At 67.4% G+C, this 24,151-nt stretch carries 26 protein-coding genes; 12 read left to right on the top strand and 14 right to left on the bottom strand.

What is annotated here, in order from left to right:
* Positions 1 to 99 precede the first annotated feature (99 nt).
* Genes GKZ92_RS18945 through echA20 form a run of 4 tightly spaced genes read right to left on the bottom strand, consistent with a single transcriptional unit; the run spans position 100 to position 3,668 of the window.
* Positions 100 to 1,188, bottom strand: coding sequence for an NAD(P)H-dependent flavin oxidoreductase (locus GKZ92_RS18945; RefSeq protein WP_006360706.1), 1,089 nt, complete (start codon positions 1,186 to 1,188; stop codon positions 100 to 102).
* A complete protein-coding gene (locus tag GKZ92_RS18940; RefSeq protein ID WP_373278722.1) occupies positions 1,185 to 1,985 on the bottom strand; it encodes a CoA-transferase subunit beta in 801 nt (266 codons plus the stop codon). The genes GKZ92_RS18945 and GKZ92_RS18940 overlap by 4 nt, the downstream gene beginning before the upstream one ends.
* Positions 1,952 to 2,881, bottom strand: coding sequence for a CoA transferase subunit A (locus tag GKZ92_RS18935; protein ID WP_006360704.1), 930 nt, complete (start codon positions 2,879 to 2,881; stop codon positions 1,952 to 1,954). The genes GKZ92_RS18940 and GKZ92_RS18935 overlap by 34 nt, the downstream gene beginning before the upstream one ends.
* Before the next feature lies 1 nt (position 2,882).
* Positions 2,883 to 3,668, bottom strand: coding sequence for a (7aS)-7a-methyl-1,5-dioxo-2,3,5,6,7,7a-hexahydro-1H-indene-carboxyl-CoA hydrolase (echA20, locus tag GKZ92_RS18930; RefSeq protein WP_006360703.1), 786 nt, complete (start codon positions 3,666 to 3,668; stop codon positions 2,883 to 2,885).
* A gap of 91 nt (positions 3,669 to 3,759) precedes the next feature.
* On the opposite strand from echA20, the gene GKZ92_RS18925 reads away from it, so the two are divergent.
* From GKZ92_RS18925 to GKZ92_RS18915, 3 genes are read left to right on the top strand one after another with little or no spacing between them, the layout of a single operon-like run.
* A complete protein-coding gene (locus GKZ92_RS18925) occupies positions 3,760 to 4,548 on the top strand; it encodes an SDR family oxidoreductase (protein ID WP_006360702.1) in 789 nt (262 codons plus the stop codon).
* Between the two features lie 43 nt (positions 4,549 to 4,591).
* Positions 4,592 to 5,488, top strand: a complete 897-nt coding sequence (locus GKZ92_RS18920) for an SDR family oxidoreductase (RefSeq protein ID WP_006360701.1) — start codon at positions 4,592 to 4,594, stop codon at positions 5,486 to 5,488.
* On the top strand, positions 5,485 to 5,865 hold the full coding sequence (locus tag GKZ92_RS18915) for a hypothetical protein (protein WP_006360700.1): 381 nt from the start codon (positions 5,485 to 5,487) through the stop codon (positions 5,863 to 5,865). Before GKZ92_RS18920 ends, GKZ92_RS18915 begins: the two co-directional genes overlap by 4 nt.
* A gap of 80 nt (positions 5,866 to 5,945) precedes the next feature.
* Here GKZ92_RS18915 and GKZ92_RS18910 read toward each other — a convergent pair whose 3' ends face one another.
* On the bottom strand, positions 5,946 to 6,602 hold the full coding sequence (locus tag GKZ92_RS18910) for a GNAT family N-acetyltransferase (protein ID WP_006360699.1): 657 nt from the start codon (positions 6,600 to 6,602) through the stop codon (positions 5,946 to 5,948).
* Between the two features lie 155 nt (positions 6,603 to 6,757).
* On the opposite strand from GKZ92_RS18910, the gene fadD8 reads away from it, so the two are divergent.
* Complete coding sequence (fadD8, locus tag GKZ92_RS18905; protein WP_006360698.1) at positions 6,758 to 8,404, top strand: fatty-acid--CoA ligase FadD8; 1,647 nt, start codon at positions 6,758 to 6,760, stop codon at positions 8,402 to 8,404.
* 130 nt (positions 8,405 to 8,534) lie between these two features.
* Here fadD8 and GKZ92_RS18900 read toward each other — a convergent pair whose 3' ends face one another.
* Positions 8,535 to 9,482 carry a helix-turn-helix transcriptional regulator gene (locus tag GKZ92_RS18900; protein ID WP_006360697.1) on the bottom strand — a complete coding sequence of 316 codons (948 nt, stop codon included), beginning with the start codon at positions 9,480 to 9,482 and terminating at the stop codon, positions 8,535 to 8,537.
* An 85-nt stretch (positions 9,483 to 9,567) separates the two neighbouring features.
* Here GKZ92_RS18900 and GKZ92_RS18895 point away from each other — a divergent pair, with 85 nt between their 5' ends.
* Positions 9,568 to 10,173, top strand: coding sequence for a TIGR03086 family metal-binding protein (locus GKZ92_RS18895; RefSeq protein WP_006360696.1), 606 nt, complete (start codon positions 9,568 to 9,570; stop codon positions 10,171 to 10,173).
* 9 nt (positions 10,174 to 10,182) lie between these two features.
* On the opposite strand, the gene GKZ92_RS18890 is transcribed toward GKZ92_RS18895, so the two are convergent.
* A complete protein-coding gene (locus GKZ92_RS18890) occupies positions 10,183 to 11,427 on the bottom strand; it encodes a cytochrome P450 (protein WP_006360695.1) in 1,245 nt (414 codons plus the stop codon).
* A gap of 166 nt (positions 11,428 to 11,593) precedes the next feature.
* On the opposite strand from GKZ92_RS18890, the gene GKZ92_RS18885 reads away from it, so the two are divergent.
* Positions 11,594 to 12,202, top strand: coding sequence for a TetR/AcrR family transcriptional regulator (locus tag GKZ92_RS18885; RefSeq protein WP_006360694.1), 609 nt, complete (start codon positions 11,594 to 11,596; stop codon positions 12,200 to 12,202).
* On the opposite strand, the gene GKZ92_RS18880 is transcribed toward GKZ92_RS18885, so the two are convergent.
* A complete protein-coding gene (locus GKZ92_RS18880) occupies positions 12,199 to 12,693 on the bottom strand; it encodes a nitroreductase family deazaflavin-dependent oxidoreductase (protein ID WP_006360693.1) in 495 nt (164 codons plus the stop codon). The genes GKZ92_RS18885 and GKZ92_RS18880 overlap by 4 nt on opposite strands.
* Positions 12,694 to 12,700: 7 nt before the next feature.
* Positions 12,701 to 13,864, bottom strand: a complete 1,164-nt coding sequence (locus GKZ92_RS18875; protein ID WP_006360692.1) for a steroid 3-ketoacyl-CoA thiolase — start codon at positions 13,862 to 13,864, stop codon at positions 12,701 to 12,703.
* 344 nt (positions 13,865 to 14,208) lie between these two features.
* Between GKZ92_RS18875 and GKZ92_RS18870 the strand changes: the two genes are divergently transcribed.
* The 5 genes from GKZ92_RS18870 to GKZ92_RS18850 all read left to right on the top strand — a co-directional run bounded on the left by GKZ92_RS18870 (position 14,209) and on the right by GKZ92_RS18850 (position 17,796).
* On the top strand, positions 14,209 to 15,528 hold the full coding sequence (locus tag GKZ92_RS18870; RefSeq protein WP_006360691.1) for a cytochrome P450: 1,320 nt from the start codon (positions 14,209 to 14,211) through the stop codon (positions 15,526 to 15,528).
* Positions 15,525 to 15,974 (top strand): nuclear transport factor 2 family protein, encoded by a 450-nt coding sequence (locus GKZ92_RS18865; RefSeq protein ID WP_006360690.1) that lies wholly within the window; start codon positions 15,525 to 15,527, stop codon positions 15,972 to 15,974. Before GKZ92_RS18870 ends, GKZ92_RS18865 begins: the two co-directional genes overlap by 4 nt.
* 177 nt (positions 15,975 to 16,151) lie before the next feature.
* Entirely contained in the window at positions 16,152 to 16,631 is a 480-nt protein-coding gene (locus GKZ92_RS18860; protein ID WP_006360689.1) for an RNA polymerase sigma factor, read from the top strand.
* Positions 16,628 to 17,251 (top strand): hypothetical protein, encoded by a 624-nt coding sequence (locus tag GKZ92_RS18855; RefSeq protein WP_006360688.1) that lies wholly within the window; start codon positions 16,628 to 16,630, stop codon positions 17,249 to 17,251. Before GKZ92_RS18860 ends, GKZ92_RS18855 begins: the two co-directional genes overlap by 4 nt.
* Positions 17,248 to 17,796, top strand: coding sequence for a carboxymuconolactone decarboxylase family protein (locus GKZ92_RS18850; RefSeq protein ID WP_155225521.1), 549 nt, complete (start codon positions 17,248 to 17,250; stop codon positions 17,794 to 17,796). The genes GKZ92_RS18855 and GKZ92_RS18850 overlap by 4 nt, the downstream gene beginning before the upstream one ends.
* A gap of 43 nt (positions 17,797 to 17,839) precedes the next feature.
* Here GKZ92_RS18850 and GKZ92_RS18845 read toward each other — a convergent pair whose 3' ends face one another.
* The 3 genes from GKZ92_RS18845 to GKZ92_RS18835 are packed head-to-tail and all read right to left on the bottom strand — an operon-like array spanning position 17,840 to position 21,110.
* On the bottom strand, positions 17,840 to 19,018 hold the full coding sequence (locus tag GKZ92_RS18845; protein ID WP_006360686.1) for a thiolase domain-containing protein: 1,179 nt from the start codon (positions 19,016 to 19,018) through the stop codon (positions 17,840 to 17,842).
* The gene (locus GKZ92_RS18840; RefSeq protein WP_006360685.1) at positions 19,018 to 20,067 is read right to left on the bottom strand and encodes a thiolase domain-containing protein; all 1,050 of its coding nucleotides are present in this window, start codon (positions 20,065 to 20,067) and stop codon (positions 19,018 to 19,020) included. The genes GKZ92_RS18845 and GKZ92_RS18840 overlap by 1 nt, the downstream gene beginning before the upstream one ends.
* Positions 20,067 to 21,110: a Zn-ribbon domain-containing OB-fold protein gene (locus GKZ92_RS18835; RefSeq protein WP_006360684.1), complete on the bottom strand. Its 1,044-nt coding sequence runs from the start codon at positions 21,108 to 21,110 to the stop codon at positions 20,067 to 20,069. The genes GKZ92_RS18840 and GKZ92_RS18835 overlap by 1 nt, the downstream gene beginning before the upstream one ends.
* Positions 21,111 to 21,202: 92 nt before the next feature.
* On the opposite strand from GKZ92_RS18835, the gene GKZ92_RS18830 reads away from it, so the two are divergent.
* The gene (locus GKZ92_RS18830) at positions 21,203 to 22,240 is read left to right on the top strand and encodes an LLM class F420-dependent oxidoreductase (protein WP_006360683.1); all 1,038 of its coding nucleotides are present in this window, start codon (positions 21,203 to 21,205) and stop codon (positions 22,238 to 22,240) included.
* Positions 22,241 to 22,255: 15 nt separating this feature from the next.
* On the opposite strand, the gene GKZ92_RS18825 is transcribed toward GKZ92_RS18830, so the two are convergent.
* Positions 22,256 to 23,257, bottom strand: coding sequence for a TIGR03617 family F420-dependent LLM class oxidoreductase (locus GKZ92_RS18825; protein WP_006360682.1), 1,002 nt, complete (start codon positions 23,255 to 23,257; stop codon positions 22,256 to 22,258).
* A gap of 16 nt (positions 23,258 to 23,273) precedes the next feature.
* On the bottom strand, positions 23,274 to 24,095 hold the full coding sequence (locus GKZ92_RS18820; protein ID WP_042377526.1) for a crotonase/enoyl-CoA hydratase family protein: 822 nt from the start codon (positions 24,093 to 24,095) through the stop codon (positions 23,274 to 23,276).
* Positions 24,096 to 24,151 lie beyond the last annotated feature (56 nt).

Genomic DNA, 24,151 nt, shown 5'->3' with positions numbered 1-24,151 from the left:
GAGCCACGAAGGCCTGCTGACATGACGTCGGCGGCCCTTCGTGGCTCGCTCCGCTCGCACCTCAGGCAGCAGAGGGGTGGCCCGAAGTAGCGATTCTGCTCAACCCAGCGACCCGAGCGTCTTCAACCGCTCGTGGGCCTGGTGCATGATCGACTGGATCAGCTCGTCGCAGCTGGGCAGGTCCTCGATCATGCCGACGACCTGACCCGAGGCGAGGACACCCGCGCGGGTGTCGCCCTCGACGAGACCGGCCTTCAGCAGCATCGGGGTGTTCCCGGCCATGATGACCTGCTGCCACGTGCGTTCGCCCGACTTCTTCATCGTGCGACCGTCTCTGAGCATGGTGGTCCAGCGCATGCCGGTCATCTGCTTGAACTCGTTGGCATTTCGCGCGGCGGCGAACAGCGCCTTCACCGGGCTGCCGCTCTCGAGTGCCTCGACGAGCGGGGTACGCAGCACGCGGTGGGGCATACCGTCGACCTTCACCGAGACGACGGTGTCGTTGAGCCCGCGCTGCAGATACTCGTGCTTGACCGAGTCGGGGACCGCGCTGTCCGACGTCAGCAGGAAGCGGGTACCCATCGCGACGCCCTGGGCGCCGTAGGCGAGCGCCGCGGCCAGTCCGCGACCGTCGAAGAAGCCGCCGGCCGCGACGACCGGCATGTCGATGTTCTTGGCTGCCAGGGCATCGAGCACCGACGGCAGCAGCAGGGTGGTCGCGACCGGGCCGGTGTGGCCGCCGCCCTCGCCGCCCTGCACGATGACGGCGTCCGCGCCCCACGACGCGACCTTCACCGCGTGCTTGGCCGCGCCGATCGACGGGATCACGACGATGCCGTGGTCCTTGAGTTTCGCGATCAACTCGGGCTTCGGGGCGAGCGCGAACGACGCGACCTTGACGCCTTCACGGATCAGGAGATCGATCCGTTCCGGTGCGTCGGTGGCGTCGGCACGCATGTTCACACCGAAAGGCTTGCTGGTCAACGACTTTGTCTTGGCGATGGCCGCCTCGAGCTCGCCGTAGGTCATCGTCGCCGACGCCAGGATGCCGAGACCGCCGGCGTTCGACGTCGCCGAGGTCAGCGACGGCCCGGACACCCAGCCCATACCGGTCTGCACGATCGGGTACTCGATCCCGACGAGTTCGGTGAACGAGGTGGACAGGCCCGCAGCCCTGGCCGGACTCATCGGACTTCCTTGTTGCGAACGCCCCTGGGATCGAGCACGTCTCGGATCAGGCTCAGTTCCTCGGCGGTGGGCTGCCGCGTCTCCGGCGCGTCGGCCAGACCCTCGATCTCGAAGCCGGTGTTCTCTGCGACCTCGTCGGCGGTGACCCCCGGATGCAGCGACAGCGCGCGCATCGTGTGATCCGCCCCGCCGAAGTCGAAGACGCCCAGATTGGTGACGACGCGGTGGATGTCGAGATCGTCGAACGCCGGGTTGGCCGGGTCGACCTTGTCGAAGCCGACGCCGGAGACGATGTCCACCGAGTCTCCGAAGACCCGGGCGGAGTGGCGGGGCACCCAGTAGCTCGTCGGGTGGTTGATCGTGTTGCCGGGCGCGCCGCGCACACCGAACATCTGGCGTGTCGGCTTCTGCAGCGGGCCGAACGCGGAGAGGTTCTGATTGCCGTACCGGTCGATCTGGTTGGCGCCCATGACCACGTGGCGACGGCCCGACGCCACGACGTCGAATACCTTGCGGAACGGCATCCAGCCCTCGATGGGGCCCGACTTGCCGATGCCCGGGGTGTCGGCGAAGATCAGCGCCTCGCCGTCGGTGATCAGCAGGTCTGGTTCGGTGGTGAGGCGCGCCAGGCGGGCTCCCAGCAGGGGCACCGGCGCCATCGGCGACGCCATGATCTCGCCTGCACCGGAGAAGATGTCGGCACACGAGATGACGCAGTACTCGGCACGACCCACTTCTGCGGGGGCCTGGCTCTCGACGGTGCTCACTGTCCGTCCTCCTTCTGCTCGTCCTGCCATGCGCTGACCTCGCGCTGGTAGGTCTCCTCGTCGACCTGGAGGAACCTGCGGGAGAATGCCTCCCAGGTGTCGGGTTCCTTGGCGCTGGCGACGTAGAACTGCTGGAACTTCTCATCCCGCCCGTAGTCAGCTGTGACATTGGGCCCGCTCGCTGCGCTCCCGGCACCCGCGAAGGTGAAGTGGGCGCCGTTGGGCGTGTGCACCACCCGGTCGACGTTCATCCGGTTCAGCAGGAGTCGCTGATGCGGAACGGTTTTCACGAGCACCTCGGTCGACACGAGCTGGTCGGTCTCCAGGTAGCGGCGCTCGGCGGCCGCGCAGTAGAGGTCGTCGAAGTACGGGTCGACGCCGGTGTAGGCGGCGTTGCCGTGGGCGTCGGCGAGATCGAGGTGGACGAAGGCGGCGTCGAGCTTCAGCGCGGGCATCGCGATCAGCGTCTGGGTCCGGCCGTCGGCATCAGGGTAGGGCGACTGGACCGTCTTGAGTTCACCTTCCCAGAACTTCAGGACGTCGGAGCCGAGTCCGGCGCGGATCGGGAGGAACGGTAGACGGGCGGCCGCGGCCTCGAGGCCGCACTTGACCATGCCCTCGTCCATCTCGCGCACCTCGATCTCGCCGTTGGTGCGTGCCTTGGCGAACCACGGGTCGTAGAAGGGGGCGGAGTCGAGGGAGACGAATCCGTAGTAGGCGCGACGCACCTTGCCTGCGGCGCAGAGTAATCCGAGGTCGGGGCCACCGTAGGTCACGACCGTGAGGTCCTTGACGTCCGAGCGGGCGATCGCGCGGACCAGTGCCATCGGCTTGCGGCGCGAACCCCAGCCGCCGATGCCGATGGTCATGCCGTCGCGGAGTTCAGCGACGACGTCGTCGAGGGTGCTTGTCTTGTCGGTCGGCATCTCAGGCGTGTCCTCCGTTGTCAGAAGCGTTCGAGGCGAGGGGCTTACCGGTCGAGACGAAGGCGTCGCGATGTTCGTCGGCGACGCCGGCCAGGTTCAGCTCGAAGGTGAAGCCCTGTTCGAGGCGGTAACTGGCCTTCACGTCGACCGGGTCGATGTGGTTGATGGCCTCCTTGGCCGCCCGGATGACCCGGGTGTCCTTGGCGGCGATGGCCTCGGCGACCTCGAGCGCGGCGTCGAGGAGCTCCTCGCGGGGCACGACGCGGTACACCGAACCGAAATGCTCGAGCTGCTGGGCCGTCACGTTCTTCGCGGTGAAGTAGAGGGTGCGCATCATGTGCTGCGGCACCAGGCGGGCGAGATGTGTTGCTGCACCGAGTGCTCCGCGATCGACCTCGGGAAGGCCGAAGACCGCGTCGTCGGAGGCGACGATGACGTCGGCGTTGCCGACCAGGCCGATGCCGCCGCCGACGCAGAAGCCGTTGACCGCGACGATCACCGGGACCGCACAGTCGTAGACGGCGCCGAAGGCCGCCGCACATCCGCGGTTGGCGCCGATCAGGGCGTCGAAGCCCTCGGTGGCCTGCATCTCCTTGATGTCGACGCCGGCGTTGAAGCCGCGTCCTTCGGCGCGCAACACCACGACATGCGTCGCCGGGTCGACGCCGGCTGCGGTGACCGCATCGGCGAGTTCGAACCACGCCGCCGATGGCAGCGCGTTGACCGGCGGGTAGTCGACCGTGATGGTCACGATGCCGGATTCGGTACGTGTCGTGGTGATCGGCACGCGTGCTCCTCTCGTGGCTGCCTTGGCAACCTCGTGGGCTGCGCAAGCATTGAACCAAGCAAGTGCTTGGTTGTTTGGTAGGGTAGCACCCATGCAGACGCAGTCACAGGCCGAGCTGGGCCTGGTCGGGAAGGTTGTCCTGGTCACCGGAGGCGCGCGCGGCGTCGGGGCGGGTATCACCCGGGTGCTCTCGTGCCTGGGTGCCCGTCCGGTGATCTGCGGTCGCAACGCCGACAGCCTGGCCGACGACCTCCGCGAGTTCGATTTCTTCTCCTGCGACGTCCGCGACGCCGCCGCCGTCGAGGCGATGGTCGACGGCATCGTCGGCCGGGCCGGACGCCTCGACGGGGTGGTCAACAACGCCGGTGGGTCGCCCTTCGCGCTGGCCGCCGACGCCTCGGTCCGCTTCGCGAGCAAGATCGTCGACCTCAACCTCCTGGCGCCGCTCGCCGTGGCCAAGGCGGCGAACGCGGTCATGCAGACGCAGCCGGACGGTGGCGCGATCGTCAACGTCTCGAGCGTCAGCGGGCACCGACCCTCGCCGGGCACCTCGGCCTACGGTGCGGCGAAGGCCGGCCTCGACAACCTGATGACCTCGCTGGCCGTGGAATGGGCCCCGAAGGTGCGGGTCAACTCCGTCGTCGCCGGACCCGTCGAGACCGAACAGTCGCACCTCCACTACGGAGACGATGCCGGGGTCGCGGCCGTCGGCGCCACCATCCCGCTGGGCCGGATGGCGACGCCCGTCGACGTCGGGAACGCCGTTGCCTTCCTGCTCTCGCCGCTCGCCGGTTACATCAGCGGTTCGACGCTCACCGTGCACGGCGGGGGCGAGAAGCCCGCGTTCCTCGACGCCGCGACCGCCGGCAATGCCGTTTGATTCATCTGATCCACAAGTCTTTGCAGTTCAGAAAGGAAACACCGTGAGCAGCAAGTTGAATGAGGGCCGCGTCGTCATCGTGACGGGTGCCGGACAGGGCATCGGTCGGGCTCACGCCCTCGCCTTCGCCGCCGACGGCGCCAAGGTCGTGGTCAATGACTACGCGGAGAACCTGGCTGCCGGGGTCGTCGACGAGATCCGCGCGGCCGGCGGCGAAGCCGTTGCATCGGTGGGCGATGTCGCGGACTGGGCGAGCGGCGAGACCATGGTCGCCACGGCGCTCGAGACGTTCGGTCAACTCGACATCCTCGTCAACAACGCCGGTTTCGTCCGCGACCGGATGCTGGTGTCGCTCTCGGAGGATGAGTGGGACGCCGTCATCCGCGTGCACCTGAAGGGGCATTTCGTCGGACTGCGCCATGCCGCGGCCTACTGGCGCGCCGAGGCCAAGGCCGGCCGCACCCCGCAGGCGCGGATCATCAACACGAGTTCCGGTGCCGGACTGTACGGCTCGGTGGGCCAGGGCAACTACGTCGCCGCGAAGGCGGGAATCTCCGCGCTCACCATCCAGGCGGCCGCCGAGCTGGGTGGCTACGGCGTCACGGTCAACGCGATCGCGCCCGCGGCCCGAACCCAGATGACGATGGGCGCCGGCGACGAGATGGCCGCACAGATGGCCGCACCCGCCGATGGCTCCTTCGACGCGATGGACCCGGCGAACATCTCGCCGCTCGTGGTGTGGCTGGGTTCACCCGAGGCGGGGTCGGTGACCGGCCGGGTCTTCGAGGTCGAGGGCGGCAAGGTCTCGGTGACCGACGGCTGGCAGCGAAGTGTGGAGCGCGACAAGGGTTCTCGCTGGGAGGTCGCCGAGCTCGGCCCGGTGATCGAGGAGATCCTGGCCAAGGCGCCGGTCCCGATGCCGGTCTACGGCGCGCGGTGACCTCGGCGGACGACAGAGACCAACAGCGGGTCGCGGCGGCCCGGGCGTATGTCGACGCCCTGGTCAGCCACGACCCGTCAGCGGTGTCGCTGCATCCCGACTGCACCCGCGTCGAGTTCGGCGTGCGTACGGGGCGCAACGGACCGCACATCGCCCGCAGCCTCGCGAAGGGTCCGCAGTTCCGCCTGATCCATCGCGTCTCGGACTTCACCGCGACCGTCGACGGGCACAGCGTCACCACTCGCTACGTGGTGCACGTCCGCCCGCGGGCACTGCGCCTCGGTGCCCCGGTGTCGGAGACGTTCGTCGTCGACGAGGAGAACCGGATTCGCGCGATCGTCGCGCGGTTCGGGCTGCCGCGGCCCCAATCCGCCTGACCTGCAACGGAGAACGACGACGAAACGGCCGAACCCACCACCCCGTCGGGCAGTGGGTTCGGCCGTTTCGTGCTGTGAGACTAGGCGCCGGGTGCGCGCACGACCATCGGCACTCCGGGGAAGTACGCGGCCATCTCCGAGCGCGACTTGCGCAGGGCGGCGGTTCCATAGCCGGACTTGCGGTACTGCGGGTGAATCCAGATGCGCAGGTCGACCTCGCCGTTCTTGAGCTCGCCGAAGACGAAGCCCACCTTGGAGTCTCCCTCGACGGCGACGAGCCACACGGCCTCCTCGGCGTCGACGCGGTCGGTGGCGGCGCTGATCTCGGCGGCGACGTCACCGGCCGGTGCTCCCGAACCGTCGCCTGCGGTGCCGAGTTCGTCGGTACGGGCCGCGAACAGTTCGGCGTCGGCCTGCGGGTCGAACGGACGCAGGTCGAGGGTGTCCCCGCTACTGGCCGGACGCTCCACCAGGGTGAAGGTCAGGGCGTTGTTGAGGTCGTCGAGCTCAGCCTGATTCTTGCGGCGCTCGTCCTTGGTCAGCTGGTTCAGCTTCATGTCCAGGATCGCCTTCGCACCCAGCTGCGACTTGCCGAGCAGCTCGACGATGGCGGTGACGGCCTCGTCGTGATTCTCCGCGTCGACGATGGCGTCGAGGACCTCGTGTCGCCGCTCAAGCGCGGTGAGCAGGGCGTCGGCGATGTCGCGGCGAGTGGTGGCCAGGTCAAGATCAGTCATGCTTCGATCCTAGGACACCCCCGGCCCTTCCGGGGCTCGGCATCGTGGGTTCGAAACCGTGCCGGCGGCGTCGAGTTAGAACAGGTTCTACGCATCAGAACCGCCATTTGGTGGAGGTTCTTTCGAGAACCTGTAACACGTCCTAGTCTTGTGGCATGACGAACGAGGGCACGACGACCGCACCGACCGACTTCGATCACCTTCGCGGGGGCACGCACATGGGCGACCTGATGGTCGCCGCGCTCAAGCGCCATGCCGATCGCACGGTGTTGTCCCTGGGGGACACCGAGATGACGGGTGGTGAGATGGCCGCCGCGATCAGCCGGTACATCCAGGCCTTCGAGGGTCTGGGCGCGGGCACCGGCACGGCGGTCGGTCTGCTGGCCCTGAATCGTCCGGAGGTGCTCTTCGTCATCGGGGCCGGCCAGACGCAGGGATGGCGACGCACCGCGCTGCACCCGCTCGGCTCGCTCGACGACCATGCCTACGTCCTCGCCGACGCCGGCGTCTCGACCCTCATCATCGACCCCGTGCCGATGTTCGTCGAGCGGGCGGCCGCCCTGCTCGAACGCGTCCCCGGCCTGAAGCAGGTGCTGACCCTCGGTCCGGTGCCCGAGCAGTTGTCGGCGCAGGCCCGTGACGTCATCGCCGAGGCGGAGAACTTCGAGCCGAAGCCGCTTGTCGCCGCGCATCTGTCACCCGAGCACGTCGTCTCGATCACCTACACCGGCGGGACCACCGGAAAACCCAAGGGCGTCATCGGAACCGCGCGTGCGATGGCGACCATGACGCAGATCCAGCTCGCCGAATGGGAGTGGCCGGAACACCCGCGGTTCCTGCTCTGCACCCCGCTGTCGCATGCGGGTGCGGCCTTCTTCATCCCGACTCTCATGAAGGGCGGGTCGATGGTGGTGCTGTCGAAGTTCGACCCCGCCGAGGTCCTCAAGACCATCGAGGAACAGAAGATCACGGCGACGATGCTCGTGCCGTCGATGCTGTATGCGCTGATGGATCACCCGGATTCGCGGACGCGTGATCTGTCGTCGCTGGAAACCGTGTATTACGGTGCGTCGCCGATCAATCCGGTGCGTCTCGCCGAGGCGATCGAACGGTTCGGCCCGATCTTCGCCCAGTACTACGGTCAGTCCGAGGCGCCGATGGTGATCAGCTACCTCGCCAAGGGCGATCATCCGGGTCCGGGGGAGGACCAGCGTCGCCTCAGCAGTTGCGGCCGGCCGTCGGCGTTCCTGCGCACGGCTCTCCTCGGCCCCGACGACAAGCCCGTCCCCCAGGGCGAACCGGGCGAGATCTGTGTCGCCGGACCGCTTCTCGCCGGTGGTTACCTCGGCCTCCCGGAGCAGACGGCCGAGACCTTCCGCGACGGATGGCTGCGTACCGGCGACGTCGCGCGTGAAGACGAGGACGGCTTCTGGTTCATCGTCGACCGCACCAAGGACATGATCGTCACCGGCGGCTTCAACGTGTTCCCCCGCGAGGTCGAGGACGTCGTGGCCGAGCATCCGGCCGTCGGCCAGGTCGGCGTGATCGGTGTGCCCGACGAGAAGTGGGGTGAGGCCGTCACGGCGATCGTCGTCCTGCGTGCCGATGCGGACGCCGACGACGCGGCCAAGGAACGCATCACTGCCGAGATCCAGCAGACGGTCAAGGACCGCAAGGGTGCGGTGCAGTCGCCGAAGCGGGTCATCTTCGCCGAGTCGTTGCCGCTGACCGCCCTGGGCAAGCCGGACAAGAAGGCGCTGCGGTCGCAGTACTGGGCCGACTCCGAGCGCGGGGTCGGCTGACCTCAGACGTCCACCTGAGAACCGCTCCTGACAAGCACCCCTGAAAACGCCCGCTGTGGCCGGGCCGTCGACATATTCGCCGAACCGCCTGTGGAGGGTCGACTCCAGGGGCAGATCGCATGGGCGGTTCTCAGTGGCGTGCGAGGACTGCCCGGGCGCGGTCGGCCAGGGTCTCCCGGACCCACTCCGGTTCGAGTACGACGATGTCGCGGTCGAACATCAAGCCCCACAACGCACCGGCGGCATGCCGATGGTCGGCGAACCGGAGTCCGACGCGCTGCCGATCTCCGGCATCACTCAGCGTCTCTGCGGAGAGTGCGGTTGCCCGGAGCGTCTCGACGTCCGCGGGGGCGCAGTCGACCACCACGTCGACCGGATCGAACGAGGACCGGAACGCCGCGCGCCGACGCTGCCAGATCTCGTCGAGATCCACGTCCTCGTCGCGTACCGCCGGCTCGTCGAGGACCTCGACCTCGCTCATCCGGGACAACCGGTACATCCGTTCCTCGGTCCCCTCACGCGACCCCGCACCGTGTGCGACGAGGTACCACGTGTCGCCGGCGATGATGAGTCCGACCGGATCGAGAAGCCGTTCGCGTGCCTCGTCGGCGTCGCGCGGGCGGTAGCGGGTGCGGATACGCCTGCCCGCGAAGACCGCGAACTGCACCGGATCGAGCGCATGGAGTTCTTCCGGCCTGCGCACGAATCCCTCGGGACGGACGAGTACCCGCTGTGCGGCCCTGACCGCGGTTCCCCGGTACGCCTCGGGAATGGCCGCGGTGACCTTGCGCATCGCACTGGCGAAGGCGGGGGAGTCGAGCCGACCCGTTCCGGCGAGCAGTGAGGTCGCCTCCTCGACTGTCAGACCGGTCAGGTCGGTGCGGTAGCCGGGGACCAGCGAGAAGCCGCCGTGCCTGCCGCGCTCGGCGTACACCGGGACCCCGGACAGCGAGAGTGCCTCGATGTCGCGCAGCACGGTCCGCTCCGACACCCCGAGTTCGGCGGCGATCGTCGACGCGGTCACCCGATCGTGTCTCTTGAGCAGCATCAGGACCGCGATGAGGCGTTCGGCGCGCATGCCCAATCATCTCGCAAAAATATGACAGAAGATGTCAGGTTTCACGGTTTGACTGGACTCGTCAGTCAGCGAGAGAGGAAAGAACATGAACGCACCGACCACCCCACCGGATCCCCGCCCGGCCTTCGCGGCCGCCACCACCTGGGTCACCGGACTGCTCTCCGAGGTGACCGCCGAGCAGCTGGCCGCGCCGACGCCGTGCGACGAGTTCGACGTCCGCACGCTCGGGGCCCATCTGCTGGCGACGGCCCAACGAGCGGCGGCGCTACCCGAGGGGGTCGACGTACGGGCCATGCCGTTCATCGCCGACCGTTTCGACGCGCAGGAGTACGCAACGGTCGTGGCGCGGGCGGTCGGCCTCTGGTCCGACGACGCCGTGCTCGCCAGGATGGTGCAGGTGCCGTGGGGTGAGGTGCCCGGCGCCGGCGCGTTGTGGGGTTACGTCAACGAGACGATCGTGCACGGATGGGATCTCGCGGTGGCGACCGGGCAGCCGTCGGAAGCGGTTCCGGAAGCCGCCACCGCCACCCTCGCGATCGTCCGCCGGTTCATCCGGCCCGAGATCCGCCAGGACCCGAACGTCCCCTTCGGCGTCGTCGTCGAACCCCGCGACGGGGCGGGACCCGTCGAGACCCTGGCGAACTGGTCCGGACGAGATTCTGCCGCATGGGTTTCGGCGGCAACCCGGTGAACCCGGTGATCAGCTGCGATACGCGACGTCGAGCTGTTTGACCCCGTTCAGCCAGCCCGATCGCACGCGACGCAGCTCGCCGAGTCGTGCGATGTCGGGCAGGGTGTCGGCGATGGCGTTGAAGATCAGGTTGAGTTCGAGCCGGGCGAGGTTGGCGCCGATGCAGAAGTGGGCGCCGTTGCCGCCGAAGGACAGGTGGGGGTTGGGATCTCGCGTGATGTCGAAGGTGAACGGGTCGTCGAAGACCTCTTCGTCGAAGTTCGCGGAGCTGTAGAACAGCCCGACGCGCTGGCCGGCCGCGATGTCGACGTCGCCGAGTCGGGTGTCGGCCAGTGCGGTTCGCTGGAAGCCGTGAACGGGTGTCGACCACCGCAGGATCTCTTCGATGGCGGTCGCGGGACGTTCGCGTTTGTACAGATCCCACGTCTCCGGGTGGTCCAGGAAAGCGTTCATCCCGTGCGAGGTCGCGTTGCGGGTGGTCTCGTTGCCGGCGGTGATGAGCAGGACGACAAAGAATCCGAACTCGATCTCGGTCATGCCCTCGCCGTCGATGTTGGCCTCGATGAGGGTGGTGATGAGGTCGTCGGTGGGGTTGTTGCGTCGTTCCTCGGCCATCGCATAGGCGTAACCGAGTACCTCGGCATTCGCGGTTGCCGGGTCGATCGTTTCCTCAGGATCATCGTTGTTGATCATCGCGTCGACGAGCACATGGAGGCGCTCGCGATCGGCCTGCGGGACGCCGATGAGGTCCAGGATCGACTGCAGGGGAAGGTGTACGGCGATGTCGTCGACGAAGTTGCCCCTGCCCTTCGCGGCCGCGGCCTCGACGATCTCGTGCGCCGAGGCGGTCAGCTGTTCCTTGAGCAGCGCGACGGAGCGCGGAGTGAACATGCGCGACACGATCTTTCGCAGTCGAGTGTGCTCCGGCGGATCATGGTTGATGAGCAGTGCCTTGGTCAGTTCGATCTGGTCCGGGGTCACGTAGTCGGGCAGGCACAGGATCGCGCCCTTGGCGTTGGTGGACCACAACTGGTGGTTCTTCGAGATCTCACGGATATGCGCGTGCTTGGAGATCACCCAGAATCCGCCGTCGGTGAAGCCGGACGTACCTTCCGGTTGCGCGTTCCACCAGACCGGCGCGGTGCGTCGTAGCTCGGCGAACTCCCGCACCGGCATGCCGTGCTGCTGGAGCAGGTCGGGATCGGTGAAGTCGAAGCCGTCGTGGAACGGGCCGGCCCTGGTCGGTGTCGTCATCTCGAACCTCCGGTCGACGGGCACGCGGGTGCACTGTGTGCCACGTCACCACACCATACACCAACTATGAAATCGTATGGTCAGTCGAAGCGGTCGCCGGAAAACTGCTGGTCCAGCTGCCTGAGGAGCGAGCGCAGCGAGCCTTGAGGGGTAGGCTCGTGAGCTGATGCGCACACATGGTTGGAGTGGTCGGGTACCCGTCAACGACGCCGAGGCGGTCGCGCGGATCCTCGCGGCGACCCGCACGACCATCGATCGGCGCGGCACGGCCACCAGCATCGCCGACGTCGCACGCGAGCTGGGAGTCACCCGGCAGACGGTGTACCGCTACTTCTCCGGGATTGAGGAGTTGTTGTCGGCGACCGCATTCGACGCCGTCGAAGGGCTTCTCGAACGAGTGATGACGCGGCTGGCCGGCATCACCGAACCCGACGCGGCGATCGTGGAGGGTATTGCCGCAGTGCTCGAAGAACTCGCCGAAGACGACTACGTCGGCCTGCTGCTACGAGCGGACAAGTTGAGCGTGCCGGTGGTCGGCGGATTCACCTCCGACGACGCCCGACGATTCGCACGCACGATGGTCGACCGGCTCGAGGCCAGTTGGACCGACCATTGCCACGACGACGCCGCACTCGACCTCATCGCCGAGATCGTGTTGCGCACATTGCAATCCATGGTGCTCGACGCCGTGTCGCACCGGAGCGGCGACGAACTCAGGGCGTTCCTCGACGCCTGGACCGGTGCGGCGGTGCGGGAGCTGGCGCGACCGGGTTAGCGCTGCGCCGGCTCACAGATGACGACCGGGATCGTTCGGTCCGTCCACGCGACGTAGGTGTCGAAGTCCGCGTAGACCTCGACCAGTTCCGGCCACACCTCGGCGCGTTCGGCCTCGGTGGCGGTACGCGCCGTGAGGTCGAACGTCTCCTTGCCGAGCTGGACTGTGACGCTGGGGTTGTCGCGCAGGTTGAGGTACCAGGCAGGGTGTTTCGCCGAGCCGCCCTGCGACGCGACGACGACGAACTGGTCGCCGCGCCGGAGGTAGACCAGCGGCACGGTCCTGGGTTCACCCGACTTGCGGCCGATGGTGGTGAGCAGGCACACCGGCGCGGGCTTCTTCAGGCCCGCGCCGACGCGCCAGGTGCCACCGATCCGGCCGCCGGTCGCCTTGTACAGCCGCGTGTTGATCCGCGAGCCGACCTTGATGAGTGTGCCGACGATCGGCGAATCGAGCTGTGCGGGCTTCTTGTCCGGGTCGAGGAGGGGCATCCGATACTCAGATGCGCTCGAGGATGGTGCCGGTGGCCATGGCGCCGCCAGCGCACATCGTGATGAGAGCGGTCTGGCCGTCGCGGCGCTCGAGCTCGTGCAGTGCGGTCGTGATGAGGCGGGAACCGGTGCTGCCCACGGGATGTCCGAGGGCGATGGCGCCGCCGTTGACGTTGACGCGATCCATGTCGGCGTTGTGGACCTGGGCCCAGCTGAGCACGACCGAGGCGAAGGCCTCGTTGATCTCGACGATGTCGATGTCGGACAACGACATCCCCGACTTCGCGAGGACGCGCTCGGTCGCCTGGACCGGGCCGTCGAGGTGGAAGTGGGGTTCCGAACCGACGAGCGCCTGCGCCTTGATGCGGGCGCGCGGGGTCAGTCCGAGTGCGCGGGCCTTCGCCTCGTCCATGATCAGGACAGCGGCTGCGCCGTCGGAGATCTGCGACGACGTTCCGGCGGTGTGGATGCCGCCCTCGATGACGGGCTTGAGTGCAGCGAGGGATTCGAGGGTGGTCTCACGCAGGCCCTGGTCGCGGCTGACGTCGATGATGTTGCCGGTGAACTCGCCCTCCTTGGTCCGTTCGGGCGCCTTGAACGAGAGGATCTCGCGGCCGAAACGGCCTTCGTCCCAGGCTTGACGGGCGAGGCGCTGGCTGCGCTCACCGAGTCCGTCGACGTCGGCGCGGGTGATCCCGCGACGCTTCGCGATGCGCTCGGCCGCCTCGAACTGGTTCGGCAGGTCAACGTTCCACGAGTCCGCGTGGTACGGGCCGGCGCTGGTGCCGACATTCGCACCGAGCGGCACGGTGGTCATCGTCTCCACGCCGCAGGCGATGCCGACCTCGATGGCGTCCGAGGCGATGAGCCCGGCGATGAGGTGGTTGGCCTGCTGGGCCGATCCGCACTGGGCGTCGATCGTCGTGGCGCCGGTGTGCTCGGGGAGTCCGGCGGACAGCCACGCCTTGCGGGAGACGTTGCCCGCCTGTGAGCCGGCCTGCGTGACGCAACCGCCGATGACCTGCTCTACGAGTGCCGGGTCGATACCGGCCTTCTCGATGAGACCGCGCTGTGTGATGCCCAGCAACTCCTCTGCATGGAGGCCTGACAACCACCCGGCGCGCTTGCCGATCGGCGTGCGTACTGCTTCCACGATGACCGGAACGCCCATCTCAACTCCTTCGTTCACCCGGCGGAACCAGTCCGTCGTCTACGGGTCGACGGCGCTTCGACGGATGTGCCGAGGCCGTGTATTCAAGCTAGAACATGTTCTATGTTTGCGTCCATGGGCGGCATTGGAAGGCTGGTCGCGACCGCCTCGAGCGGCGATTCGAGCCCTCCCGCTGCCTACTGGAACGTAGTGGATGTTACTTGTTCCATGGATTAAGTCCGCAGTTGGGGGACCATCCGGTCATCCAAAACTAGAACAAGTTCTCATCGGGGGCTGTCGCGTGTGTCACAATGTGGTCTAATGAGAGTGAAACAGGTTCTAAATCTCCAGCGAGGTGGTGTGACGTGACCCAGGCCCAGAGTGCCCCGATCGGCAGTGAGCCGACCACGGCGGATTCTGCGCGCACGAGCCCTTCCGACGTCGTCGGCAAGTGTGCGTTCATGGAGCAGGAGGGGTGGGATTTCACCAACCCGGACCTGCTCGAGCAGGGAATCCCAGTGGAGGAGTTCGCGCAGCTCCGTAAGACCGCGCCGGTCTGGTGGAACGCCCAGGCACCCGGCAAGGGTGGTGGCTTCCACGACGGCGGGTACTGGGTGATCTCCAAGCACGCCCACGTCCGCGAGATCTCCAAGAACAACGATGACTGGGAGACCAACGCCAACGGCGTCATCATGCGTTTCGAAGACGACATGACCGCCGAGCAGATCGAGATCACCAAAGCGCTGCTGATCAACCACGATCCGCCGGAGCACACCCGCCTCCGCAAGCTGGTCTCCAAGCTGTTCACCCCCCGTGCGGTGCACTCGCTGGAGGAGAAGCTCGACGACGCCGCCCGCGAGATCGTGTCGCGTGCCGCGGAGAAGGGCACCGGCGACTTCGTCAAGGATGTCGCCGTCGACCTGCCGCTACTCGCCATCGCAGACCTCCTCGGTGTGCCCCAGGAGGACCGCGAGAAGCTGTTCGACTGGTCGAACTCGATGATGAACGCCGACGATCCGGACTACACGACGGATCCGCAGCAGGCCAACGCCGAGATCCTCGGTTACGGCTACCAGATGGCCGAGGAGAAGCGTCGCAATCCGGGCGACGACATCGTCACCACTCTCGTCAACGCCGACATCGACGGCCAGCATCTCGACGAGACGGAGTTCGGGTTCTTCTTCATCCTGCTGACCGTCGCCGGCAACGAGACCACGCGCAACGCGATCAGCCACGGTATGAACGCCTTCCTGGACAACCCCGACCAGTGGGAACTGTTCAAGAAGGAGCGTCCGGCGACCGCGGTCGACGAGATCGTCCGCTGGGCCACCCCGGTCAACTGCTTTCAGCGAACCGCCAAGCGCGACACGCAGATCGGCGGCGTCGACATCAAGAAGGGCGAGCGCGTCGGAATGTTCTACGGCTCGGCCAACTACGACGAAGATATCTTCGACGATCCGTTCTCGTTCAACATCCTTCGCGACCCGAACCCGCACGTCGGCTTCGGTGGCAACGGTGCGCACTTCTGCGTCGGCGCCAACCTGGCACGCATGGAGATCAACCTGATGTTCAACGCGCTTGCCGACCTCGTCCCGGACATCACCAAGCTCGACGCGCCTCGTCGTCTCCGCCACGGGTGGATCAACGGTGTCAAGGAACTCCGCGTCGACTACGGGACGAAGTGACCGCAGCTGAAGAGGCACCCGCCTACCTGAACATCGACCGCGAGAACCATCCCGCTGTCGTGGCGGGGCGTCGTTCCCGAGAGTTCGTGGAGTCCCGCGACAAGCAGGCGTGGATCGACAACTTCGCGCCGGACGCCATCGTCCAGGATCCGGTGGGCCCCTCGATGTTCGACCCCGAGGGTGTCGGATTCCGGGGATACGACCGCATCTCGGAGTTCTGGGACAAGTCGATCGCAGCCACCGAGAGCATCGAGTTCCGCTTCGACGAGGAGATCATCTGCGGGAACGAGGTCGCCTACATCGGCAGCATCGTCACCCACATCGCAGGTCACGTCTCCGAGGCACGCGGCGTGTTCACCTACCACGCCGACTCGGAGGGCCGGCTCTCGGCGCTCCGGGCCTACTGGGAGGTCGAGAGGACGATCAACTCGGTGCGCAAGGCCTGACCTCGCACAACGATCCGCCGCGGGCGGGACCGGTGACCACGTCACCTGTCCCGCCCGCGGTTTCTTCGTCCGATCCGTCGTTACAGCCGGCGGTGCCGGGCGGAAGATGAGTCGAGGGAACGTCGACACGAAAGGTGTGAGGACTCGGAGTCCGGCGCGATCGACCAGTTCGACGCGGTGTACCGCGAACACGTTGCGGGGGTCTGGCGCTACGTGCGTACACGCGTGCCGGGAGACGCCGACGCCGACGATGTGACCGCGGAGGTGTTCGCCAAGGCGATTCGTTCGCGGGGCGGCTTCGACGACCGGCGCGGCACGATAGGCGGGTGGCTCATCGGGATCGCCAGACACGTCGTGGCGGACTGGTGGGCACGCAATGCCCGGGAGGTGCCCGTGGCCGAGGTGGATGTCGACATCGACCGGCGCGGGGCCGCCGCGGATGATCCGGAGACGGCGATGCTGCGGGCCGCAGACGTCGAGGATGTCCGAAGCCGGTTGTGGGTGCTCACCGCCCGGGAGCGTGAGGCGGTCACGCTGCGATTTGCCACCGAGCTGACCTCGGAGGAGATCGGAGCGGCGATGGGTATCTCGGCGACCGCCGCCCGGATGCTCGTCTACCGAGGCGTGGCGAAGCTGAGGGAGGTGATGCCACAGTGACGTCGCCTGATCCGTACGAGGCCGACGTGGCCTTCGACCCTGTCGAGATCGCCGCCGCTGCGCGTCTCGACGACGACATCGCAGCAGTCCTGGCCGGCTCCGCCCGGCCGGGGTCGGTGGACCCCGACCTGGTGGTGCTGGCGAACGCGTTCCGGCGCGAGCCGTCCGCGTCGACGTACGCCGCCGTCGAACGACGGGTCGCCGAGGCGAGGCCGCGGGACAGTCGGTGGCGATGGTCGCTCGCGCAGGTTTCCGCAGCCGTGCTGGGCATCGTGCTGGTCGTCCACGGTGTGGTGAACATGGTTGCAGGCGAGTGGATCTCGACCTCGCTCGGCGAGCCGTACAACCAGCACGCGATGATCGACGGCGGCCTCGCGTTCATCGCGATCGGTGCCGCGATCGCGGTGGCGTCGACGCGTCGGCGTGGGCTGCCACTGGCGGTCATCGTCGGGGTGCCGCTCGGGCTGGTCATGGGCGGCCGTGGCGTGCACGAGATCGGGGTCTTCGCGTGGGGGGCCGTGGCGCACGGGTCGGCGGGGCTGGCGGCGATCGTTCTGCTGGTCACATACTTGATCGCGTGGCGTTACAGCCACCGGCGAGGACGGGAAGAACCGGTATGAGATCACTACATCGAATCCGACACTTCATCCGCGCGTTCGGGCAGGCGAAACGTCATCGCACCGACCTCATCCGGCAACTCGGGCGCCGCCCGCTGCTCGCCGGGGCTACGGTCGGGGTGGAGAGCGCGATGCTGCTGTCCAACAAGGTGGACCCGAAACTCAAAGAGCTCGCCGAACTCAAGGCCGCCGGGATGGTGAGCTGCGAGTTCTGTCTCGACATCGGATCGGCGCTGGCCGCGAGTTCCGGCGTCACCGAACAACAGATGCGCGACCTTCCGCGCTATCAGAACTCGACGGCCTACAGCGATCTGGAGAAACTCGTCATCGCCTACGCCGAGGCGATGACCCTGACCCCAGCAGTGGGGGATGATCTCGCGGACCTGCGTCGACGCCTCGGTGAACACCTCACGGAGACTCAGATCGTCGAACTCGCGATGACCGTCGCCTGGGAGAACCAGCGGGCACGCCTCAACCAGTCGCTGGGTGTCCGCCCGACCGGAATGTCAGATGGCGCGACCTGTGCTCTGCCCGAACGGATTTCGTAGCATTCATGCGCAGATGGCGCGCAAGAATGCTACGAAACGCCGGTCAGTGGAGCGGCTTGTCGGCTCCGACGAGCCACATCGAGAAGTACTGTGAGCCACCGCCGTAGGCGTGACCCAGGGCCTTACGGGCACCGTCGACCTGGTGGTCGCCGGCCTTGCCCATGACCTGGATCGCGGCCTCGGCGAAACGGATCATGCCCGACGCGCCGATCGGGTTCGACGACAACACGCCACCCGAGGCGTTGAGCGGGATGCGGCCGCCGATCTCGGTGTCACCGGATTCGGTCAGCTTCCAGCCCTGGCCTTCGTCGGCGAACCCGAGGTTCTCCAGCCACATCGGTTCGAACCAGGAGAACGGCACGTAGATCTCGGCGACGTCGATCTCGTCGAGCGGATTGCTGATCCCGCCCGACTTCCACAGTGCGGCAGCGGCATCGCGGCCGGCCTGCGGACTCACCACGTTGCGGTGGGCGAAGGACAGCGGTTCGGTGCGCATCGCGGTGGCGTGGATCCAGGCGACCGGGTTGCCGGCGGCGACCGCGTCGTCGGCAACCTGTTCGTCACCGATCACGACCGCACACGCGCCGTCCGACGACGGGCACGTCTCGTCGTAACGGATGGGGTCCCAGAGCATCTGCGAGCTCATGACCTTCTCGACGCTCTGATCCGGCTGGTGGAGATGCGCAAGGGGATTGAGGGCGCCGTTGCGACGGTCCTTCGCCGCGACCATCGCGCCGATGTGCTCCGGGGCGCCCGACTGGCGGATGTAGGAACGCACGTGCGGCGCGAAGAAGCCGCCCGCGCCGGCGCCGACCGGTTTGGTGAACGGCACCGGGATCGACAATGCCCACATCGCATTGGACTCGGACTGCTTCTCCCATGCGACGGCGAGCACGCGCTTGTGGACGCCGGCGAAGACCAGGGACGCGGCCACGTTCGCCGTCGAACCGCCGACCGAGCCGGCGGTGTGCACGCGGATGAGCCGCTTGCCGACCGCGCCGATCGCCTCCGCCATCGCGAGCTCGGGCATCATCGACCCCTCAAAGAGGTCGGGGGCCTTGCCGATGACGATCGCGTCGATGTCGTCGAGGGAGACCTTGGAGTCGATCAGTGCCGCATCGATGGCCTCGCGGACCATCCCGGCCATCGTGACGTCGGATCGCTTGGCAACGTAGCGGGTCTGGCCGGTACCGAGGACCGCCGCACGGTTCTTGTGCCCCATCAGTTTCCGCCTCCCGCGTTGTTCTGTGCGCTCAAGGTGACCACCATGTTCTGCTGCAGCAGTGGACCGCTCGTCGCGTGGGCGACGGCGGTTCCGGCGTTGCCGCTCAGGATCTCGTGGGCCGCGTAGCCGATACGCTGCAGGCCCGCAGAGAACAGCGAGTTGCCGGCCAGTGCGCCGCCGGACGGGTTGATCCGCACCGAATCCGGGAGACCCAGAGCGTTGCGCACGATGATCTCCTGGTGGGTGTACGGCGCGTGGATCTCCGCGACGTCCACGGCGCGACTCGCATCGCCGAACGCGGTGTCTCCGGCGAGCTTCGTCGACGGCGAGATGGTCAGGTCCCGAGCGCCGAAGTTCGGGGTGTCGATCCGGTGGTCCCAGCCGGTGACGAACGCCGGATTGGCCACCAGTTCACGGGCTTTGCGTTCGCTGGCGATGACGACCGCGGCGGCGGCGTCGGTGTAGGGCGCGATGTCGTGGCGGCGCAGCGGACTCGCGACGTAGTCGCTCGCCAGCAGATCGTCGACGGAACCGCCGGACGTGCGGGCCCCGATGGCGGCCATGTCGGCCTCGGTCCAGGTTCCGGCGTCGACGCCGGCGCGCGCCTGCAGGGCCGCGAGCGACCGGGCGTCCGGACGCAGCGGGGCGACCGTATAGGGGTCGGTCTGCAGCGCCAGGGTCTGGTCGGTGTTGCCCGCGGAAGCCTTGCCGAAGCCGTAGGCCAGCGCGAGGTCGACCTCGCCGGTGGCGATCTTCACCCACGCCTCATACAGCGCCCAAGCGCCGTCCATCTCGACGTGGGACTCGTTGATCGGCGGCATCGCCCCGATCGAGTCGATCGCGGAGATGAACGAGAAGGCGCGTCCGGCAAGGTAATCTGATGATCCGCTACACCAGAACTCGATGTCGGTGCGGGCGATGCCCAGTTCGGCGTAGAGCTTGTCGAAGCAGGGGATGAGCATCTCGACACCGTTGGTGGTGCCGTGGCTTCCCTCGATGTTGGGGCTGTGGGCGAATCCGATGATCGCGATCGGTGGCAGTGTCATCAGAGGTGATCCTTGTAGGTTTCGTAGTCGGCGTCTGGTTCGCCGGTGGGCGCGAAGTGGCTGATGTTGCCGATCGAGTACTCCCACTCGTCTTCGGGGAGCCAGACGGCCTTGACTCGCATGCCCATTCGGACATCAGCGGCCTCACAGTCGAGGATCAGGTGCAGGAACGGGATGTCCGCGCCGTCGAGGAGCACGTAGGCGGCCACGTAGGGCGGCTTGATCCGCTGGCCCTGGAACGGCACGTTGACGATGCAGAACGTCGTCACGATACCGGTGTGTGCGAGTTCGACGCGTTCGACGGCCCGTGACCCGTCGGCGGGACTCACCCCGCGGGGCGGGAAGTACACGCGACCTTCGTCGACGCCCGAACCGATGCGGGTGCCGATCAGCTTGCCGGCCTTCAATCCTTCGAGGTAGACGGACTCCTCCTCGTTGGCGGAGTGCGTGATCTCGGTGGTGACGGGGGTCGGGATGACGACGAGGCCGGTGTCGGCGCCCTTCGGTGCGTCCGCGGTGTTCTCGGGTGCGGCGTCGGTGCTCTCACCCGGGGCGAAGTACGCGATGTCGTCGATGCGGCCGATCCGTGCCGCGGAGAACACCGCGTGCACGCGCAGGCCGGTCGAGATCTCCGACGGGGAGTCCACCGAAACCGCGTGCAGCAGTGTGGTGTCCGCGCCGTCGAGTTTGATCAGGGCCCAGGCGAAGGGCTTGTCGAGCGGCTGTCCGGGCACCGGGGCGTCGTGCCAGGTCCAGCTGGTGACGGTGCCGACGGTCGAGACCTCCACGATCTCCGTCGACTGTTGTCCGGTGACGGGATCGAATTCGACCGGCGGCACAGACACTGCGCCGTCGCTGCCCTTCGACCCCACGATCCGGCCGTCGCGCAGTGCGAGCGCGAACTGGCTCAGCACCGGGCCCAGTGACCGGGTGTAGTCGAAGGAGTTGATCAGGGGAGCGGTCAGGATCGGGGACTTCGGCTCGGGCACCGTGGCAACGGGACTGGCGATGGGGTTGCCGGCGGCGGGAGACGTTACGCTCATGCTCACGACTTGAGTAGAACACGTTCTAGTATTGGACACAAGATGCATGTCAGGCCGCGAGATTCCCGACGGCCCGGCGAGAGGGGAGTGGAGTGAAACTCGGTCTGCAACTCGGATATTGGGGTGCCGATCCGATCCCGAACGCGCCGAAGTTGATCGCGGTCGCGGAGGAGTGCGGGTTCGACGCGGTGTTCACCGCGGAGTCCTGGGGATCGGACGCTTACACACCGCTGGCGTGGTGGGGCGCGGCGACGTCGCGCATCCGGCTCGGCACCGCGGTGGCCCAGCTGTCGGCACGGCCGCCGACATCGCTGGCAATGCATGCGTTGACCCTGGATCACCTGTCGAACGGCCGGCATATCGTCGGCCTCGGTGTCTCCGGGCCGCAGGTGGTGGAGGGCTGGTACGGCGAACCGTTCGGAAAACCGTTGGCGCGCACCCGCGAATACGTTCAGGTGGTCCGCGACGTGCTCGCGCGTGCCGACAAGGTGACCAACGACGGGCCGCACTATCCGCTGCCATATCCCGCCGACGCGCCCGGTGCCACCGGACTCGGCAAGCCGCTCAAGCCGATCACGCACCCGCTGCGCGCCGATTTGCCGATCTGGCTGGGCGCCGAAGGTCCGAAGAACGTCGCGCAGACCGCCGAGATCGCCGACGGCTGGCTCGCCATCTTCTTCAGCCTCGGACTCGCCGATCAGTACAACTCCTGGCTCGACGAGGGCTTCGCCCGCCCGGGCGCCCGCCGCAGCCGTGAGGACTTCGAGGTCGCCGCCACCGTGCAGGTCGTCATCACCGACGACGTCGCGTCGGCGATCGAACTCTACCGGCCCTCGACCGCGCTGTACGTCGGCGGAATGGGCGCCAAGGAGAGGAACTTTCACGCCGAGCTGTACAAGCGGATGGGTTACGGCGAAGCGGTCGACGAGATCGTGAGTCTGTTCCTCAGCGGCAAGAAGGCCGAGGCGATGGCCGCGGTGCCCGACGAGATGGTCCGCGAGACGATGCTCGTCGGCACCGCCGACGAGGTCCGCGCACAGATCAAGGAATGGGAGGCCGCCGGCGTCACCATGCTGATGGTCACCGCCCGCGACACCGACACCATCCGGCAGCTGGCGACGCTGGTGTGATCCGTGTTTGGGGCGCTACGCCTCGAGGCCGTCCATGATCTCGGCGAGCGTCTCGTCGGCGAGCGGGAACGGTTGGTAGATGGCGACATCCGTGGCGATGTCATCCGATCGTGCGCGGATCGTCGCGGCCACGTCGCGGGGGCTGCCGTGGGCGACGATGAGCTCGAGGAGCTCGTCGTCGACGAGTCCGACCATCTCGGCCCAGCGGCCCTGCTTCGACAGCAGGTTGAGTTCGGTCTGGAGGTCGCCGTAGCCGTGCAACTCCAGCACCGGCCGATAGGCCGGTGTGGAGCCGTAGAACGACAGCAGGCGCCGGGCCGCGTCGACCGAGGTCTCGAACTCCTCCTCGGTACGACCGGTGGCCACGATGATCTCCGGCATCACCGAGAAGTCCTCACGACGACGCCCCGACGCCGCCAGGCCGGCGTCGACACGCGGCAGGATCGATTCGCGGACGAACCGGTCGGTGGTGAACGGCATGACGAGCAGGCCGTCCGCATGTTCGGCGACGGCGCGGGTGAGGCGCGGTCCCAGGGCACCGACGAAGATCGGTGGCAGCCCGTGCGGATTCGGTCCGGGGTTGAACATCGGCGTCATGAGCCGATGGCGGTAGAACTCGCCGTCGAAGTCGAGGCGGGCGCCGTTCTGCCAGCAGTCGAAGATCGCGCGTAAAGCGGCGACGAATTCGACCATGCGGTCGACCGGACGCTCGAACGGCACCCCGAACCGCTTCTCGATCTGCGGGCGGATCTGAGTCCCCAGTCCGAGCGTGAACCGGCCGCCGCTGAGCAGCTGGAGATCATTGGCCTGATGGGCGACCGTGATCGGATTGCGTGGGAACGCGATCGCGACGTTGGTCATCAGCGCGACGTCGTCGACGCCGGACGCGCCGAACAGCGGGCTGAAGACGTCGTGCGGGCCGTCGAACGTGAACACCCCGTCGACTCCGACGTCCCGTAACGCCCGGGTGCGTTCGGCCGCGTGCTGTGGACCGAAAAGTGCGGTGTGGATTCTCACCGGCGGTGGGTGGCTCTCACTCTCCGGTGAACTCCGGGGTGCGCTTCTCCGCGAACGCGCGGGGTCCGACCTTGGCGTCCTTCGACTTGAAGACCGCGACGCCGATCTTCGCGTCGAGCTCGAAGGCGTCGAGTTCGTGCAGACCCTCGGTGTCGCGGATGGTCTTGAGGATGCCCTGGACGGCGAGCGGACCGTTGGCGGCGATCTTCTCGGCCAGCTCGAGCGCCTTGTCGAGTGCCTTGCCGTCCTCGACGACGTGGCCGATGAGGCCGTACTCGAGGGCCTCGCGTGCGGTGACGTGACGGCCGGTCAGCAGGATGTCGCAAGCGACGGTGTAGGGAATCTGGCGGACGAGGCGGACCGCGCTGCCGCCCATCGGGTAGAGGCCCCAACGCGCTTCGGACACACCGAACTTGGCGCTCTCGCCGGCGATGCGGATGTCGGTTCCCTGCAAGATCTCGGTACCGCCTGCGATGGCCGGGCCCTCGACCGCGGCGATCAGCGGCTTGGTCAGGCGACGGCCCTTCAGCAGCGCCGGCAGCGACGCGGGGTTCCAGGCGCCGGAGTCGACGGTGTCACCGGGGGCCTTCTTGTTCATGCTCTTCAGGTCGGCCCCGGCGCAGAAGTAACCGCCCGCGCCGGTGAGGATCGCGACCCGGATGTCGGGATCGGAATCGACCTGATCCCAGGCCTCGGTCATGATCCGCATCATCTCGGTGGAGAGCGCGTTACGCGCCTCCGGACGGTTCATCGTGACGATGAGGATGTGTCCGCGCTTCTCGACGAGGCACTCAGGAGCCTTGTCGGTGACGGACTCGGTGGGGGTGGCTGTGGTCATCGCTGTCTCCCGGTCATATTCCGCACTTGCCCAGAACGATAACACGTTCTAATTTT

This window comes from Gordonia sp. 135, from assembly GCF_009720185.1.
GTDB classification, from domain to species: domain Bacteria; phylum Actinomycetota; class Actinomycetes; order Mycobacteriales; family Mycobacteriaceae; genus Gordonia; species Gordonia alkanivorans.
Note: the sequence above shows the minus strand (reverse complement) of the source record. Positions and strands in the feature narration are given on the sequence as shown.

Excerpts from the sequence above, each read along its gene's own strand:
- GKZ92_RS18835 (WP_006360684.1), bottom strand. The coding sequence starts at position 21,110 with ATGAGCGTAACGTCTCCCGCCGCCGGCAACCCCATCGCCAGTCCCGTT.
- GKZ92_RS18945 (WP_006360706.1), bottom strand. The coding sequence starts at position 1,188 with ATGAGTCCGGCCAGGGCTGCGGGCCTGTCCACCTCGTTCACCGAACTC.
- GKZ92_RS18910 (WP_006360699.1), bottom strand. The coding sequence starts at position 6,602 with ATGACTGATCTTGACCTGGCCACCACTCGCCGCGACATCGCCGACGCC.
- GKZ92_RS18840 (WP_006360685.1), bottom strand. The coding sequence starts at position 20,067 with ATGACACTGCCACCGATCGCGATCATCGGATTCGCCCACAGCCCCAAC.
- GKZ92_RS18845 (WP_006360686.1), bottom strand. The coding sequence starts at position 19,018 with ATGGGGCACAAGAACCGTGCGGCGGTCCTCGGTACCGGCCAGACCCGC.
- GKZ92_RS18820 (WP_042377526.1), bottom strand. The coding sequence starts at position 24,095 with ATGACCACAGCCACCCCCACCGAGTCCGTCACCGACAAGGCTCCTGAG.
- GKZ92_RS18895 (WP_006360696.1), top strand. The coding sequence starts at position 9,568 with ATGAACGCACCGACCACCCCACCGGATCCCCGCCCGGCCTTCGCGGCC.
- fadD8 (WP_006360698.1), top strand. The coding sequence starts at position 6,758 with ATGACGAACGAGGGCACGACGACCGCACCGACCGACTTCGATCACCTT.
- GKZ92_RS18875 (WP_006360692.1), bottom strand. The coding sequence starts at position 13,864 with ATGGGCGTTCCGGTCATCGTGGAAGCAGTACGCACGCCGATCGGCAAG.
- GKZ92_RS18880 (WP_006360693.1), bottom strand. The coding sequence starts at position 12,693 with ATGCCCCTCCTCGACCCGGACAAGAAGCCCGCACAGCTCGATTCGCCG.
- GKZ92_RS18940 (WP_373278722.1), bottom strand. The coding sequence starts at position 1,985 with ATGGCAGGACGAGCAGAAGGAGGACGGACAGTGAGCACCGTCGAGAGC.
- GKZ92_RS18900 (WP_006360697.1), bottom strand. The coding sequence starts at position 9,482 with ATGCGCGCCGAACGCCTCATCGCGGTCCTGATGCTGCTCAAGAGACAC.
- GKZ92_RS18935 (WP_006360704.1), bottom strand. The coding sequence starts at position 2,881 with ATGCCGACCGACAAGACAAGCACCCTCGACGACGTCGTCGCTGAACTC.
- GKZ92_RS18850 (WP_155225521.1), top strand. The coding sequence starts at position 17,248 with ATGAGATCACTACATCGAATCCGACACTTCATCCGCGCGTTCGGGCAG.
- GKZ92_RS18925 (WP_006360702.1), top strand. The coding sequence starts at position 3,760 with ATGCAGACGCAGTCACAGGCCGAGCTGGGCCTGGTCGGGAAGGTTGTC.
- GKZ92_RS18885 (WP_006360694.1), top strand. The coding sequence starts at position 11,594 with ATGCGCACACATGGTTGGAGTGGTCGGGTACCCGTCAACGACGCCGAG.
- GKZ92_RS18890 (WP_006360695.1), bottom strand. The coding sequence starts at position 11,427 with ATGACGACACCGACCAGGGCCGGCCCGTTCCACGACGGCTTCGACTTC.